We start from the raw sequence: 13,613 nt of genomic DNA, 5'->3' as shown, positions 1-13,613 counted from the left end.
TGTGGATCAATTTTTGATGGCGGTTAGCGATGTCCACGCCATTTTCAGCGCAGTTTGCGCCGCCGGTGGCTGCACGCTGACGCGTACATGGCCGGGCAAGCCGAATGAGGTGGTGTCGCGCAGTTTGATACTGTGGGTTCGCAATCGGGCCAGCGCTTCTTGCAAGCTCAGGCCTTGAGGCAATACTGGTTTTGCACAGAAAAAATTGGCATCGCTGGGCAGGCAAACCCAACCCAGGGACTCGCACACATCGATTTGCCGGGCTTTCCAGTGGCGCAGCGTGACCAGGCTTTCGGCCAGCCAGGCTTGCACATCGGGGCGCGTCCAGGCTTGGAGCAGCGCGACGCCATGCGCGCCAACGGGCCAGGACGGGCTGAGCTGGTCGAGGGCGACAACGGTTGCTTCGGCATGCATCGGCGCAATCGCATATGCGGCGCGCACGCCGGTCAGGCCCAGCGCCTTGTTCGGCGTCCAGAGTTGCCAGACGGTTTGCAGTTGCGCTGTGGTCAATGTCGGCGCGCCGCTGAGCCGCAGCGGCTCGTAGGCACGGTCCAGCACACACAAAGTGTCAGGGCCAGCAAACGAACGCGGAGAAAGGCCGCCCTGCGCAATTTCAACCCCTCCGAGGGGCGGCGAAGCGACAAGCGTGTGGGCCATTTCGTCCAGTCCCGCTTGCGCAAGCCCGAGTGGGCTGGACGGCTCGCAGGCCCAGAGCAATTGCGCGTCAGCAGGTTCGGCGGCAACCACCAACTTGTGCGCGTGGGCAGCCTGCGCATAGTCGCCATAGCTGTGCGGCGGCAGCCAGACGGTGTCGCCCTGCCCCGTCGTTTGCGCAATCAGGGCGGTAATGCGAAAAATAAATTCGCTGGCGCTGGCGGCCAGCACCACACGGTACGGATCGACGCCATGAAAATTAGCCAGTTGCTGGCGCAAGGCGCTGTAGCTGGCGTCGGGGTATTGGCTGGCATCGGCTTTCTGGACGGCCGCTTGTGCCATTGGGCACGGCGCGCAGGCGTTGCTGTTGGTTGAAAAATCGTGCAGCGCCGCGCCGAAGCGGTCAGGGCCGCCATGAATGCGCGGGGCTTGCAAGGGCATGGCGTTTGTCACATCCATGAAATTACTATAAAAATCATAGCTGCTAGCGCCCATGCAGCCTGCACAAAGACCACTTTTGATGCATATTTCTGCGCCATCAGCACATCCCCGGCCTGCGGCGCGCGTCCAGTGGCATTCAGGGTGTACACGCCGGGCTTGCTGACGCTGATACCCAGCGCCAGCGCCATCGCCGCCATCGGCCAGCCGCTGTTGGGCGACGGGGTTTTGGCTGCTTGGCGTTGCATTTTCCCCGGCCAGAAGTTGCCCGTGACGCCCATCAGCAGCCCGCCCGTCAGCCGCGCCGGCAACCACGACAGCACATCGTCGGCATGCGCCGCCCATTTGCCGGCCCATTCCCAGTGCTGGCCTTTGTAAGTGCCCCGGTAGCCCCACATGGCATCGGCGGTGTTGGCGAAACGGTAAACGGCCGCACCTGGCAAGCCGAACAGCACGAACCAGAAAATCGGTGCCACCACCGAATCGTTGAGGTTTTCAGCGAGGGTTTCGATGACGCTTTCGCGCACCTGCACCGCTGTCAGCGGCGCGGTGTCGCGGCTGACCAGCCACGACAGGCGCGCGCGTCCGGCGGCCAGCGACTGCTGCAGGGCCGTTTCAACCGCGCCGGCTTCGTCATGCAACATGCGCCAGGACAGCATGGACTTGGTGAGCCAGGCCATTGCAATGAACAACGCTGCGGCAGCCAGCCCGGTTTCCAGCGCCGGTTGCATGATGAAGCGGGCCAACTGCCAGAAGGCCAACGCCTGGAGCGCCCAGGCCAGCGCGGCAACGCCCACCGCGCCCATGCACCACGCCAGCGCGCCGAGGACAAACGCCAGCGCAGGCGGACAAGCCACGCTGACGCGGCCGCAAGCCTTGAGGTAATGGCCGATCCAGACCACCGGATGAATCGCCATCGGCGGCTCGCCAAAACGGCGGTCAATCCACAAGGCCAGCAGCATGACTGTCAGCCCTACCAGCGCCAGCGCGGACGTGCTCAATCCGGCCATGCCGCCGGGATTCAGAAACGGGAAAAAACCGACCCCGACCATCAGCATGTCAGACGTCCGAGCCCTGGCCTTGTGCTGCGTCCCTGGCGGCAGGCGCTGCCAATTGACCCCAGCCGTCGTCAAACACCATGTCCGACAGCGCAGCCCGGCGCGCCCATTTTTCGGCTTGCAGCATGGGCTGGTCGTAAAAGGCGTGAACTGGCCCCAGGCACAACAGGGCGATGGGCTTGCTGCCTTCGGGCATCTTCAGCAGTTCTGCCAGTTTCACCGGGCAAAAAATCGACACCCAGCCCATGCCCAGCCCCTCGGCGCGGGCGGCCAGCCAGAGGTTTTGAATCGCGCAGGCGGCAGACGCCAAGTCCATCTCGGGCAGGGTGCGACGGCCAAACACATGCGCTTCGCGTCCCGGCGGCAGCGCCACCACCAGCAACTCGGCGGCGTCGAGCACGCCCTGCACTTTCAGCGCCATGAATTCGTCTTCGCGCGCGCCCAGCGCCTGTGCGGTCAGCACGCGTTCCTGCTCGACCAGCGCATGCATGCTTTCACGCAGCGCCTGGCTGCGCACCCGGATAAAGCGCCACGGCTGCATGAAACCGACACTGGGCGCATGGTGCGCGGCCGACAGCAGGCGCTGCAGCAGGTCGTCAGCCACCGCGCCGCCGCTGAAATGGCGCATGTCGCGCCGCTCGTAAATGGCGCGGTAGACCGCCTCGCGCTCGGGCAGGCTGAAGGCGTGGGTGGCGTGAGGGGTAGCAGCAGGCGCGTTCACACCCTCAGTCTTCAATGCCGCGCTGGGCCGGAATGCCCGCATTGAACGCATGCTTGATTTTGGTCATTTCGGTCACGGTATCGGCCAACGCAATGATCTCGGGCGGGCAGCGCCTGCCGGTGATGACCACATGCACGTCGTTGGGCCGGTTTTGCAGCGTCAGCAGCACGTCGTCCAGCGGCATCCAGCCGTAAATCAGCGGATAGGTCAGCTCGTCGAGCACGACCATGAAGTTCTCGCCGCTCATGATTTCTGCCTTGGCTTTTCCCCAGCCGTTGCGCGCCAGCTGGGCCGAATGCGCCAGGTCCTGGCTTTTCCAGCTGAAACCGTCGCCCAGCCCTTCAATCGGAATGCCGAGCTGCTCGAACATGCGGTGTTCGCCAAAGCGGGCGCTGGGCACCTTCATGAACTGGAAAATCTTGACGGTTTTGCCGTGTACATGGTGGCGGCCGTGAGCGCGGAGCGCCAAGCCAAAGGCGGCGGTGCTTTTGCCCTTGCCGTCGCCGGTGTTGACGATCAGCAGGCCCCGGCGTTCACCTTCGGGTTTTTCATAGGGCTTGTCTGACGGTGGGGTTTCTATTTGCATGGGGCTCGCTGTGCAGAAGGGTGGAAATCAGGGCTGAGTTGTACCGTCTCGCCAATGATAAGCAAGCCGGGCTGAGGGCCATACCCTATCGCACGCGCAACCAGGTCGCGCAACCCGGTAGCCATCACGGTCTGGGTGGCGCGCGCGCCATCGCGCACGATGGCGGCAGGGGTGTCGGGCGCCAGGCCGTGTGCAATCAACTGCTGGGCGATCTGCGGCAGGCGCTGCAGGCCCATGTAAAAAACGCGCGTTTGGCCGGTCTTTGCCAAGGCTGTCCAGTCGTGTGTCGCGTTGTCGTCGGCCAGGTGGCCGGGCAAGAAAACACAGCTCGCCGCCAGGTCGCGGTGGGTCAAGGGAATACCCGCCGCTGCCGAACAGGCGCTGGCAGCCGTCACGCCCGGCACCACCTCAAAGGCAATGCCTGCCGCCTGCAAGGCCTGCACCTCTTCGCCGCCGCGCCCGAACACATAGGGGTCACCGCCCTTGAGCCGAACCACTCGCCGCCCCCTGCGCGCATGCTGAACCAGCAGCGCATGAATGCCGGTTTGCGGCACGGAATGATTTCCCAGCGCCTTGCCCACATACACGCGCTCTGCAGACTCGGGGATCAAGGCCAGCACCTCGGGCGTGATCAGGCGGTCATACATCACCACCTCGGCGCGCTGAAGCCGGTCACGCGCCCGCAGGGTCATCAGATCGACCGGGCCGGGCCCGGCACCTACGATGGAGACAAACCCCTGGCCGGACGGCTGCAGGGTTTCAGCGTGCATCGCAGCCATCCGGTCCCTGGTGAAACACCAGATCGGCCACAGGCTGGCCGCCGACCAGATGCTGATCGATGATGCGGTCCATGTTGGCCGGGGTGACGTTGTAGTACCACACGCCATCAGGCTGCACACACATGACCGGCCCGCCCTTGCAAGCGGCAAAGCAGCTCACCCGGCTGCGCTTGACGCGCATCTCACCCTCGTTCAGCCCGGCCGCCTTGAACTTGTCGCCCAGACTGTCGAACAGTTGCTGGGAAGCGCCGTCCTGGGTGCAGCGCGACCCGGTGCAGACCAGCAGGTGACGTTTGTAGTGGCCGATTTTTGGCTTGACTACGTCGCTCATGTTTCCGATTCCTCGACGCTGGCCGCTTCTTCCTTGACCGCCACTTCTTCTGTCTGCGTTAACAGCACGGCCTCGATATAGTCCGCCGGCAGTTTGTGCAGCAGCGCCAGCGCCGCAATGCTTTCGCCCTCGGCATGGTCAGCCTTCAGGTTTTCCATCCAGCCCAGCAAGCCAGTGGACAGCGAGCGGCCAGGCCTTTCGCCCTGGCGGGTACTGCCGTCACCATGCAGCTCGTATTTGTTGGCGTAGCCGCGTGGTGTGACCATCAGGCCATGACGGATAAAGGTGTTGCTGTTGCCAATCAACACCGTCGTCAGCATGCCGATGTCGCAGTCGGACATTTTGTCCAGCGTGGTGAACTCAATGCGCTCGCGGCGGCGATACGCTGACTTGACCACCGCCACCGGCGTGTCTGGCCTGCGGTGCCGAAGGAACAGTCGCTGCGCTTCCACGATTTGCTGGGTACGCCGACCGCTCTTGGGGTTGTACAAGGCCACCACAAAGTCAGCGGCGGCTACCGCGTCCAGGCGGCGGGCAATCACCGGCCAGGGCGTGAGCAGGTCGGACAATGAGATGGAGCAAAAGTCATGCGTGAGCGGCGCACCCACCAGCGCCGCGCAGGCGTTGATGGCCGATGCGCCCGGCACGACTTCGACCTCCACGTCGGACTCAGGCGTCCAGCCGGCCTGAAACAGCACCTCGTAGGTGGGCCCTGCCATGCCGTACACGCCAGCATCGCCGGAAGAAATCAGCGCCACTTTTTTGCCTTCGCGGGCGCTGGCCAGCGCATGCACGGCGCGGTCGAGTTCTTCGGTCATGCCCTTGCGCACGACCTCTTTGCCTTCCAGCAAATCAGCCACCAGCTTGATATAGGTGACATAACCCACCACCACGTCAGCCTCGGCAATGGCCGCGCGCGCGCGGTGTGTCATGTGGTCGTGGCTGCCGGGGCCAATGCCCACCAGCATGATTTTTCCTTGCGGGCAGATCATGGGTTCACCGCCTTGCCGGCGGATGCACGCGGCTTGGCGCGTTCAAACGTTGCCTTCATCACCGGACGCAGCCAGCGCTGGAACGCCGCGCCGCACACCAGTCCCATCGACACCCAGAACGACAGCGACAGCCAAGTGGTAGCCCAGATGAACTGCGTGCCAAGCTCGCGCAATTGCGCCTGTGCCTCGCCGCTAAAACCGCCCAGCGGGTCAGCGGTGATGTGCGGCGCACCCACGACAAAAGGCAAGGCCAGCCATGCCGCCACGGCTGCCCAACGCCATGGACCGCGCAGGCCAGCCAGAGAAACACACGCCAGCGCAGCGCTGCCTGCCGCCAGCACCCACCAGCCCTGGCGCGAGCCCAGGCGGGCTGCGTCCATGCCGGGAATCTCGGCATGCAAGCCGAGCGATGGCCAGAAATGGAAACTGAGCCAGCCTGCAGCGGCCACCAGCAAAGCCAGCGGCAAAGAACGCATTGCCGTGCCGCGCCATAGGCAGACACCCATGACGGCAAACACCAGCAGCGCCATGCTGAAGGCATGCAGGACGTTGGCTACCCAGGTCCATGCATTGCGCTCAATGCCATTGGCCGGCGCCCATTCTTCAGCAGCACCGTGCGCATGGGCTGGCGCGACGCCTTCAGCATGTGCGTGCGGCAAGGCCGCCACCGGCGCGGCCGGTGCTTCGGCCTTTTGCCCCTCGTACATTTCGGCGGCATGAATAATCGGCACCGCCTGCCATTGCTGCACACCCGACTGGACACTGCCAACCAGCACTGCGGCCATCAGCGAGGCCCAGATCAATCGTTGAAAAATCATGGTTGATTCCCTGGTTCAGTGGCAAGGCTTGACGGTGACGTGGCGCACGTCATGCGCGGCGTTGTGCGCCAGTGGGCTTTCGGCAAAAGCCACGCCATACAGCACGACCAGCCCCAGAGCGGAACCAGCGGCAAGTTGCAGCAACAGGCTGCGGGTTGCGCTGGCAGGCAACAAAACAGAAGAATCAGAAGAGGCAGAGGTGGAAGATGTATTCATGGGTTGCTCCATTTCGGGTTAAAAAACTAAAAAATTCACACAGAAAAACGATGGCAACGGGCCAGTGACACCGTGGCGTTGCGTCCGTCGGCACCCCGGCACTTGTGCTTTTCCAGCAGCAATGCGGTGACGGGAAGCGTCTGCCCTGCCGCCGACCCGGCCAGCAAGGCAGCCGCTTCGCTGACTGACGGGCTGCCGGTGTATTTGCGCACCGTCTCGGACGGGTTGGGCACCGGCACGGCGGCCAGCTGCGCGGGGGTGTAGAAGGTCAGCGTCCAGCCGTGCCGCGCGGCCAGGGCCAGCAGCCCCGGCTCGTCAGCCTTGAGGTCAATGCTGGCAGCGGCTGCCACGTCGGACAGATGTGCGCCCGCCAGCGCCAGCGCCTCGTCGAGCGCTTGCTGCAGCGTTGCCAGCGGCGTGCCACGGTCGCAGCCCAGACCGACGGCGATGCTGACGGCCTCAGCGCTCATGCGGCTTGCGGCGGGCGGTACACCACCAGCCGTTCGTTGAGCTGTTGCCAGCGTTCAGCAGTCACTGGCGCATGGGTGATCCACAGCACCGCCTTGAAATGGTTCAGGTCAACGTCTTCAAAACGCTCGAATTTGTGAATGCTGGGCGGCAGTGGCGTGGGCCGGGTCCACCAGTTCGGGCTGCCGGCTTCCTGCACCACGGCCACCGGCTCGCCGTTGACGACATGGGCCGAAACGCGGGTGATGTTGATCTTGGGCGCTTCGACCTTCCAGCCCAGTTCGCGGCCGAGAATATCGACCGGAATGGTCTTGCCCACGTCAGAAGCCGTGGTCAGCACCGCAGTCGCGCCGAGCAACCCGGCCACCTGCTCGGCCATGGCGTTGGCGCCCCCCACATGGCCCGACAGCACCGGAATCACGAACTGCCCCGCGTCATCGACCACCAGCACACCGGGGTCTTCGTCCTTGGTTTTGAGGTGCGGCGCAATCAGCCGGACCACTGCGCCCAGCGAGACAAAGAAAACGACCTGGTCAAAATCGGTGAACAGCGTGGCGATTTCGTCGCGGAAAGCACCGCTGTAGGCGCGTACCGGATTGGGCAAGCCAGCCATCAGCGGCGCGAATTTTTCGGCCACGCAGACGCTGGCCTCGGGCATCTGGCGCGCCAGCCCGGCGGTTTGCTGCGCACCGTGTTTGGTGATAGCGACCAGGACGACGCGCAAAGCGGCATCGTTGTCAGGCAAGGGGTTCATGGTCATGCTAGGTTTTCCTCTTCGATTTCAGTGCTTGTTTTCTTGCGGCAGCCGCGCTGCATGTCGCCGCGGACACGGCCCGGGTTCTTGACCAGCAGCAGCGACAGGTAATTGACCTGCGTGCCTTTCAGTTCGGCCACGTCGTGAACAATCCGCTCGACCGGCGAGCCGGCTTTTTCAATGAAGCGGCTGTGCGCCAGCAAGCCCCGGCGTGCCAGCAGGTCGATCAGGTCGTCGAGCAGCGGCTTGACCTTCATCAGCACCAGCGTGTCGAAGTCGTCCAGCATTTTTTCAACTGCGACAATGCCGTAGGCGGCGGGCACGATGGCGATGGTGTCGTCCTGCTCCGACAGCGGCATCTGCAGCCGGGCGCAGGCCGCGTTGAAGGACGTGACGCCAGGAACGATGTCGATGCGCGCGTCGGCATCAAGCTCGCGCAGCACCCGGGCCAGGTAGCAAAAGCTGGCGTAGGTAGAGGCGTCGCCTTCGACCAGAAACAGCACGTCCTGGCCTGTCGCCAACAGCGCCTTGACCGTTTCGGCAGCCTTGAGCCAGTGGCGGGCGAGTTTTTCCACATCGTGTGTCATGGGGAACAGCAGCGGCTGGTGCTGCGCGGGCAGCGCCAGCCCGGCGCGCAATGCAATGTCGAGCGCGTAACTTTCCTTGCGCAGGCTGCGCACCGGATAGGTCCAGACCGCGTCGGCGCGCTCCAGCAAGGCCCAGGCGCGGCGCGTGATCAATCCCGGATCGCCGGGGCCCAGAGACACGCCAAACAAGCGGCCCGGCGCGGGCACGGCAGCGGTGTCCAGTTCATTCATCGCTTTTCTCCTTGGCGGCCACTTGGGCGACGGTGACTTTTTGCGCGCACACCAGCCACACCGGATTTTCGGCCGCCATGCGGTTCATGTGCAAAATCGGCTTGCTGCGCGAGGCCTGCAGTTGCACCACGTCCCAGGCCACGCCCAACGACTTGAGCGTGTCGACCGCCGTTGACAGGTTTTCCAGCGTGACGAAGTTCATCACCAGCCAACCCTCGGGCCTCAAGCGCTGCAATATCAGGCCGATCAGCGCGGCCAGTTCGCCGCCCGAGCCGCCAATGAACACGGCGTCCGGGTCGGGCCAGTGCTGCAGGCCGTCGGGTGCCTTGCCATGCACCAGCGTGTGGTTGCTGACGCCCAGCGCCCGGCGGTTGTCGCGCACATTGACGCCGTCGTCGATATTTTTCTCTATCGCGTAGACATGGCCCTGGCTGCACAGCCGCGCTGCCTCCAGCCCCACAGAGCCCGAACCCGCGCCAATGTCCCACACCACGCTGCTGGCGCGCAATTGCATCCTGGCCAGTGATACCGCGCGCACTTCTTGCTTGGTGAGCAGACCTTTTTCGGGGTAGCGCTGCTGGTAGCGGGCATCGGGCAGGCCCAGCAGAACAGGTTCGGGGCGTAAAGACGTGCGCCAGAGCAGCACCACGTTGGGATCAGCAAACGGCATCTGCGCAGCAGCGCTGATGCGCATGCCGCTGACAATCCGCTCCTCGGGCTGGCACAGGCGTTCGGCCACCGCCATCTCGAAATCATCGGCCAGGCCTTCGGTGACCAGCATGCGGGCTATCCGGTCCGGCGTGTTGGTGGGACTGGTCAAGATGGCCAGGCGATCGTTCTGGCGAATATCGCGCAGCAGCGCATACAGGCCGTGGCTTGGCTCTGACCCCTCTACCCAGTCGCCCGCATCCTTGCTGTGCACCGATGAAAACTTCATGTCCTGCCACGGCAGGCCCAGCCGGGCGCAGGCCAGTTGCAATGTCGAGACATTCGGCAGCACTTCAATCGCCTCGATGCACAGGCGCGACGCCAGGTAGGCCGCAATGCCGTGGCACAGCGGATCGCCGGTGGCCAGCACCACCACGCGCTGGTGTTCGCTTTGGGCAGCGCGAATCCACTCGGGAACCTGCGACAGCGCGCCTGTCAGGTCGCGCTGCAAGGCGGACGGATCCATCTGTGCGGACAACAGCTGCAGCGCGCGCGTGCCGCCAATCACCAATTGGGCTTGCGCCAGATGCGCCAGCGCGGTGCGGCTCAGGCTGGCAACGCCGTCGTCGAGCACGCCGATGATCCGGCATTTTTCAATCAGGTTTATGGTTTCGGAATTCAAGGAGCCTCCGCTATCTTGCGACCGTCAAAGTCGCAGACCAGCACTTTCAAATCGAATTTATCGGGGTAACGCGCTTGCAGGGTCTGGATCACGCGCTGCGCCAACGCCTTGTGAAAGGCTGGGCCTAAACCCAGCGCGTCCATGCGTTCACCGGCATAACGCGCGGTTTCGTTTTGCCGAATCGCATCGCACACGTCGGGCGCTGCACCCAGGCTGGCCGCAATGTCGGCCAGCAAGCCGGTGTCGACCTCGGCCCGGCCGGCGTGGGTGATGGTTTCGCCCTGGGCTATCTTGGTCAGCTTGCCGACCATGCCGCCAATCACCACCTGCTTCAAACCGGCTTTCACCGCCGCGCTAATGGCGTAGCGCAAAAAGTCGCCCATCTGCACAAAAGCCGGTTCGGGCAGGTGCGGCATTTCGGTCATCACGAATTTTTCGGTGCGCCCGCCAGTGGTCAGCACCACCACGCCGTGGCCGAGCGTGCCCGCCACCTGCACGCCCTGCACCACGCTGGCGCGGTAGGCGGCTGTCGAGTACGGCTTGACGATGCCGGTGGTGCCCAGAATGGAAATGCCACCCAGAATGCCAAGCCGCGCATTCAGTGTTTTTTTGGCCATTTCCAGCCCTTGCGGCACGGAAATGCAGACTTCAAACCCGGTTTCTTCCAGCAATTCGCCGGCTGCAGCCTGCACATTGGCCGTGATGTTGCGGCGCGGCACCGGGTTGATGGCCGGGCCGCCGACCGTCAGCCCCAGGCCGGGCATGGTGACCGTGCCCACGCCGAACCCGCCGGTCAGCAACACCTGCCCCGACAGATCGCGGCGCAGTGTTACATCGGCCGTGAGGTGCGCTTTGTCGGTGCAGTCCGGGTCGTCGCCTGCGTCCTTGATGACCATAGCATGCGCCGTGTCGCCATTGACCGCGCCGTCCAGCACGTCAAACGTCACCAGGTCGCCATTGGGCAAAAGGCATTCAATGCGCTGGGGCACCTGACCGGTCAGCAGCCCCAGCGTGGCCGCACGCGCCGCCGCCGCCGAACACGCGCCGGTGGTGAACCCGGTGCGTGTGCCGCGTGGCGCGTTTTTTTCCATCATGCAGACACTTTCTGCAGCACTTCTTGCGCTTCGGCCAGACCGAGCAAGGCATGGATGGCCGCCACCACAAGCGTCGAGCCGCCCTTGCGACCCCGAATCACGACCCACGGCACCGCGTTTTCCAGCGCCATCAGGTCTTTCGATTCTGCCGCCGAGACAAATCCCACCGGCATGCCGACCACCAGCGCGGGGCGCGCGCCCTCGTCATGAATCAGCCGCACCAGCTCGATCAAGGCCGTGGGCGCATTGCCGATGCCCACGATGGCGCCATCGATCAAGCCCAGCCGGTGCGCCTTGCGCATGGCCTGCACAGCGCGGGTCGTGCCTTCGGCCTTGGCGGTCTCAATCACATCAGCGTCCGAGATGAACTGGTGCGTGGCCATGCCAAAGTGGCCCAGGCGCGGTGCCGACAGGCCAACGCAAATCATCTCCACATCGGCCACCACGCGTGTGCGGTGTGACAGCACGGCTGCCACGCCGGCTGCAACCGCCTGCGGATGAAAGTCGGTCATGCCGTTGAAGTCAAAGTCGGCATTCGCGTGGATCATGCGGCGCACGATGGGCCACTGGTCCGGCGTGTAGCCGTGCGATGCCACTTCACGGTCAATCACCGCAAAGGAGTCATGCTCAATGGCCCGGCCTGCAGCCGTGAGCTGCTCGGTGACGATGTTGGCATGGTTCATGGGTGGGCCACTTCGTGCGGATGGGCGTGGTCATGCGCATGCGCATGAGGGTGTGGATGCGGGTGTGGATGCGGGTGCGCATGAATTTGAATGGTGGCCTGGACAGGGGGATGCGCATGGTCGTGCGCGTGATCATGGTCGTGGTTGTGCGCAATGGCGTCGTCGTGGTGGTGGCCCCCCATGCCGTTTGCGACCCCGAACTCGCGGTATTTGCAACCGTCGCACGGCATGCGTGACGCGGTGACGCCACTTTTCAAGTCATTCACCCGTTCTTCCAGCAGCTCGAAGATTTCCCGCTCAAAACCGAAGTAGTCAGTTGAAGTGAACCGGATGGTCGGGTACTGGGCTTTCAGGTTGTCGACCTGCCGGGTGATTCGCTCGACCAGCGTGCCATTGAACAGGTAATACGGCAGCACCACCACTTGCGTCATGCCCAGCAGGCTTTGCCGCTGCACGGCCTTTTCAAGACGTGGCCAGGTGATGCCGGTAAAGGCCAAGTCGATCAGCGGGTGGTCGGTTTCTTCCATCAGCCAGCGCGCCATCTTGGCCATCTCGCCGTTGGCCTGGCGGTCTGACGAGCCGCGCCCCAGCATCACCACGCCGGTGGTCGTGGGATCTGGCATGTCCAGCGCTTTCATCGCGCCTTTCAGGCGGCGTTTGACAATCGACAGGATGTGATCGCACGCCGTCAGGTGCGGTGCGTACAAAAACTGCACCCCTGGAAACTTCAACCGCGCGCCGTCGATGGCCTGCGGAATATCCATCTTGACGTGGCCGGCGGCATTCAAGATCAGCGGCACCACCATCACACGCTGCGAGCCGCTGGCGGCGCGGCGCAGGCCTTCGCTCATGGTGATTTCAGAAAACTCGATGAAGCAAATCTCGATGCGCCAGCCCGGCTGGCGGGCCCGCCACTGCTCTGCAAACGCTTCAATCTCGTCGTTGCCTGATTTTTCGCGCGAGCCGTGGCCCACCAAAAGAATGGTGTCTGCTGTCATGTTGTCTCCGGGAGGTTTTGGGATGTGTCGGTTGCCGGGCCGGTGCTGGCGCGCCGGAATTTGTGCGTGAAGCTGGCGTCGTACAGTTTGGATTTGGCGAGTGTTTGCCAGTGCCGCGCGCCCAGTGTCGGGCTGGCGATGATCATTGACTGGCTGACGATTTTGGCGTCGCGGCACAGGCCCTGAATGGTGGCTACGGTGCCCCGAACGATTTTTTGTTCTTCCGGCCAGCTGGCCTTGTGAACCACCACCACCGGCGCATCGGGCGACCAGCCGGCGGCTGTCAGCGCCGCCGTGACACGCCCCATCAGCGTGATGCTGAGGAAAATGCACAGCGTGCTGTGGTGCGCTGCCAGCGCTTCGAGCGATTCGCCCTCGGGCATCGGCGTGCGCCCTTCCACACGGGTAAAAATCACGGTCTGGGTGACTTCGGGCAATGTCAGGCTTTCGACTGCCGCTGCGGCAGAGGCCATGGCCGACGACACGCCGGGCACCACGGCAATCGGCACGCCGGCCGCGTCCAGCGGCTGCACCAGCTCGATCAGCGCGCCATACAGCCCCGGGTCGCCGGTTTGCAGGCGCACCACGGTCTGGCAGCGCCCGGCCTGCAGGATCAGCCAGGCCGACATCTGCTCCAGCGTCATGTCCTTGCTGTCGGCAATCACGCAACCCGCCGGTGCCCAGCGCGTGGCGGCTTCACTGACCAGGGAGCCGGCAAACAAGATGGCACCTGCGCGCTCGACCAGCGCCCTGCCCTTCACGGTGATGAGTTCCGGGTCACCCGGCCCTGCGCCCACAAACCAGACAGTGCCGCCGCTCATGACCCCGACGCTGAAAAGCGTTGCCTCAACATATCGTCTCCTCCACGCCCATCG

Annotated in this window: 17 protein-coding genes; all 17 read right to left on the bottom strand. The window is 64.1% G+C overall.

What is annotated here, in order from left to right:
• Positions 1-6: 6 nt before the first annotated feature.
• Positions 7-1,113: an aminotransferase class I/II-fold pyridoxal phosphate-dependent enzyme gene (locus RCH06_RS03925; RefSeq protein ID WP_327080114.1), complete on the bottom strand. Its 1,107-nt coding sequence runs from the start codon at positions 1,111-1,113 to the stop codon at positions 7-9.
• The gene (cbiB, locus tag RCH06_RS03920) at positions 1,104-2,054 is read right to left on the bottom strand and encodes an adenosylcobinamide-phosphate synthase CbiB (RefSeq protein ID WP_442799589.1); all 951 of its coding nucleotides are present in this window, start codon (positions 2,052-2,054) and stop codon (positions 1,104-1,106) included. The genes RCH06_RS03925 and cbiB overlap by 10 nt, the downstream gene beginning before the upstream one ends.
• A 97-nt stretch (positions 2,055-2,151) precedes the next feature.
• On the bottom strand, positions 2,152-2,913 hold the full coding sequence (gene bluB / locus RCH06_RS03915) for a 5,6-dimethylbenzimidazole synthase (protein WP_442799588.1): 762 nt from the start codon (positions 2,911-2,913) through the stop codon (positions 2,152-2,154).
• Positions 2,876-3,457, bottom strand: a complete 582-nt coding sequence (cobO, locus tag RCH06_RS03910; protein WP_327080112.1) for a cob(I)yrinic acid a,c-diamide adenosyltransferase — start codon at positions 3,455-3,457, stop codon at positions 2,876-2,878. Before cobO ends, bluB begins: the two co-directional genes overlap by 38 nt.
• Positions 3,448-4,227 (bottom strand): uroporphyrinogen-III C-methyltransferase, encoded by a 780-nt coding sequence (gene cobA / locus RCH06_RS03905; RefSeq protein ID WP_327080111.1) that lies wholly within the window; start codon positions 4,225-4,227, stop codon positions 3,448-3,450. Before cobA ends, cobO begins: the two co-directional genes overlap by 10 nt.
• Entirely contained in the window at positions 4,217-4,567 is a 351-nt protein-coding gene (locus RCH06_RS03900) for a (2Fe-2S) ferredoxin domain-containing protein (RefSeq protein ID WP_327080110.1), read from the bottom strand. Before RCH06_RS03900 ends, cobA begins: the two co-directional genes overlap by 11 nt.
• Entirely contained in the window at positions 4,564-5,559 is a 996-nt protein-coding gene (cobJ, locus tag RCH06_RS03895) for a precorrin-3B C(17)-methyltransferase (RefSeq protein WP_327080109.1), read from the bottom strand. The genes RCH06_RS03900 and cobJ overlap by 4 nt, the downstream gene beginning before the upstream one ends.
• A complete protein-coding gene (locus RCH06_RS03890; RefSeq protein WP_327080108.1) occupies positions 5,556-6,377 on the bottom strand; it encodes a CbtA family protein in 822 nt (273 codons plus the stop codon). Before RCH06_RS03890 ends, cobJ begins: the two co-directional genes overlap by 4 nt.
• A gap of 15 nt (positions 6,378-6,392) precedes the next feature.
• Positions 6,393-6,593, bottom strand: a complete 201-nt coding sequence (locus RCH06_RS03885; protein ID WP_327080107.1) for a CbtB domain-containing protein — start codon at positions 6,591-6,593, stop codon at positions 6,393-6,395.
• 35 nt (positions 6,594-6,628) lie between these two features.
• On the bottom strand, positions 6,629-7,063 hold the full coding sequence (locus RCH06_RS03880; RefSeq protein WP_327080106.1) for a cobalamin biosynthesis protein: 435 nt from the start codon (positions 7,061-7,063) through the stop codon (positions 6,629-6,631).
• Positions 7,060-7,821, bottom strand: a complete 762-nt coding sequence (locus RCH06_RS03875) for a cobalamin biosynthesis central domain-containing protein (protein ID WP_327080105.1) — start codon at positions 7,819-7,821, stop codon at positions 7,060-7,062. Before RCH06_RS03875 ends, RCH06_RS03880 begins: the two co-directional genes overlap by 4 nt.
• Positions 7,818-8,633, bottom strand: a complete 816-nt coding sequence (gene cobI, locus RCH06_RS03870) for a precorrin-2 C(20)-methyltransferase (protein ID WP_327080104.1) — start codon at positions 8,631-8,633, stop codon at positions 7,818-7,820. Before cobI ends, RCH06_RS03875 begins: the two co-directional genes overlap by 4 nt.
• On the bottom strand, positions 8,626-9,963 hold the full coding sequence (cbiE, locus tag RCH06_RS03865; RefSeq protein WP_327080103.1) for a precorrin-6y C5,15-methyltransferase (decarboxylating) subunit CbiE: 1,338 nt from the start codon (positions 9,961-9,963) through the stop codon (positions 8,626-8,628). The genes cobI and cbiE overlap by 8 nt, the downstream gene beginning before the upstream one ends.
• On the bottom strand, positions 9,960-11,057 hold the full coding sequence (locus RCH06_RS03860) for a cobalt-precorrin-5B (C(1))-methyltransferase (RefSeq protein WP_327080102.1): 1,098 nt from the start codon (positions 11,055-11,057) through the stop codon (positions 9,960-9,962). The genes cbiE and RCH06_RS03860 overlap by 4 nt, the downstream gene beginning before the upstream one ends.
• Positions 11,054-11,740 carry a precorrin-8X methylmutase gene (locus RCH06_RS03855; RefSeq protein WP_327080101.1) on the bottom strand — a complete coding sequence of 229 codons (687 nt, stop codon included), beginning with the start codon at positions 11,738-11,740 and terminating at the stop codon, positions 11,054-11,056. Before RCH06_RS03855 ends, RCH06_RS03860 begins: the two co-directional genes overlap by 4 nt.
• Entirely contained in the window at positions 11,737-12,738 is a 1,002-nt protein-coding gene (locus RCH06_RS03850; RefSeq protein ID WP_327080100.1) for a sirohydrochlorin chelatase, read from the bottom strand. The genes RCH06_RS03855 and RCH06_RS03850 overlap by 4 nt, the downstream gene beginning before the upstream one ends.
• A complete protein-coding gene (cobM, locus tag RCH06_RS03845; RefSeq protein WP_327080099.1) occupies positions 12,735-13,559 on the bottom strand; it encodes a precorrin-4 C(11)-methyltransferase in 825 nt (274 codons plus the stop codon). Before cobM ends, RCH06_RS03850 begins: the two co-directional genes overlap by 4 nt.
• Positions 13,560-13,613: the final 54 nt, after the last annotated feature.

The sequence above is a fragment of the Polaromonas sp. CG_9.5 genome, assembly GCF_035984465.1.
Taxonomy (GTDB): Bacteria; Pseudomonadota; Gammaproteobacteria; order Burkholderiales; family Burkholderiaceae_C; genus Polaromonas.
This window is presented reverse-complemented; position numbering and strand designations above follow the sequence as displayed.